This window comes from Clavibacter lycopersici (assembly GCF_003576405.1).
In the GTDB taxonomy this organism is placed as follows: domain Bacteria; phylum Actinomycetota; class Actinomycetes; order Actinomycetales; family Microbacteriaceae; genus Clavibacter; species Clavibacter lycopersici.
In genome coordinates, this window is the sequence record NZ_QWGT01000394.1 from 1 (window position 1) to 1,373 (window position 1,373).

A 1,373-nucleotide genomic window follows, 5' to 3' on the forward strand; every position below is an offset into this window, starting at 1 on the left:
CGCCGAGGCCCGGGGTCGCGACGAAGCCGTCGACGGCGGGCAGGGGTCCGGCGCCCGCGGCCTCGACGACGGCGCGCGCGACCGGGTGCTCCGACCGCGCCTCGAGGGCGGCGGCGACGCGCACGAGCTCGTCGGCGTCGACGCCGTCGGCGGGCACGGCCCGCACGAGCGACATGACGCCCGTGGTGACGGTGCCGGTCTTGTCGAGCAGGACGGTGTCGATCCGGCGGGTGGACTCGAGCACCTCGGGGCCGGTGATGAGGATCCCGAGCTGCGCGCCGCGGCCCGTGCCCACGAGGAGCGCGGTGGGCGTCGCGAGGCCGAGGGCGCACGGGCACGCGATGATGAGCGTCGCGACCGCGGCCGTGAACGCCGCCTCCGCCGGGAAGCCCAGCAGCAGCCAGCCGACGAGCGTGCCGACGGCGAGCACGAGGACGACCGGCACGAACACGGCCGAGACGCGGTCGGCGAGGCGCTGGATCCGGGCCTTCCCGGTCTGCGCCTCCTCCACGAGCGCGGCCATGCGCGCCAGCCGGGTCTCCTCCCCCACGCGCGTGGCGCGCACGAGGAGGCGGCCGCCCGCGTTGAGGGTCGCGCCCGTGACGTCGTCGCCGGGCCCGACCTCCACGGGGAGCGACTCGCCCGTGAGGAGCGAGCGGTCGACCGCGCTGGATCCGTCGACGACCACGCCGTCGGTCGCGATGCGCTCGCCCGGCCGCACGACGAACTCCTCGCCGACGCGGAGGTCGCGGATGGGGATCCGCACCTCGACGCCGTCGCGCACGACGGCCACGTCCTTCGCGGCGAGGTCGAGCAGGGCGGCGAGGGCGGCGCCGGACGCGCGGGCGGCCCGCGCCTCCAGGTAGCGCCCGCCGAGGATGAACACCGTGACGGCGGCGGCGACCTCGAGGTAGACGTCGCCGGATCCGGCGCCGGGCTCGGAGACGAGGCTCATGGTCATGCGCATGCCCGCGTCCCCGGCGTCGCCGAGGAAGAGCGCGTACAGCGACCACAGGAACGCGGCCGCGACGCCGATGCTCACGAGCGTGTCCATGCCGACGCCGCCGTGCCGCGCGCTGACGGCGGCGGACCGGTGGAACGGCCACGCGCCCCAGACGGCGACGGGGGCGGCGAGCGCGAGCGACAGCCACTGCCAGTTCGGGAACTGGAGCGCGGGGACCATCGCCATGAGGAACACGGGGACGGTGAGCGCCGCCGACACGACGAGCCGCTGCCGGAGCGCGAGCTCGTCGGCGTCGGGTCGGCGGGTGGCGACGGCGGCGCGGGGGAACGGATCCGCGGGCGCGCGATCCGCGGGCGCGGGATCCTCGGCCTCGTCGGGCTCGCGCTCCACCGCGGGAGCGGCGGGAGCG

Annotated in this window: 1 protein-coding gene; it reads right to left on the reverse strand. The window is 77.3% G+C overall.

All coding sequences use genetic code 11. The annotated features are described in order from the left end of the window. Window positions 1–1,373 (reverse strand): HAD-IC family P-type ATPase (locus DZG00_RS15440; RefSeq protein WP_119455817.1); only part of this gene is annotated, 1,373 nt, incomplete at both ends.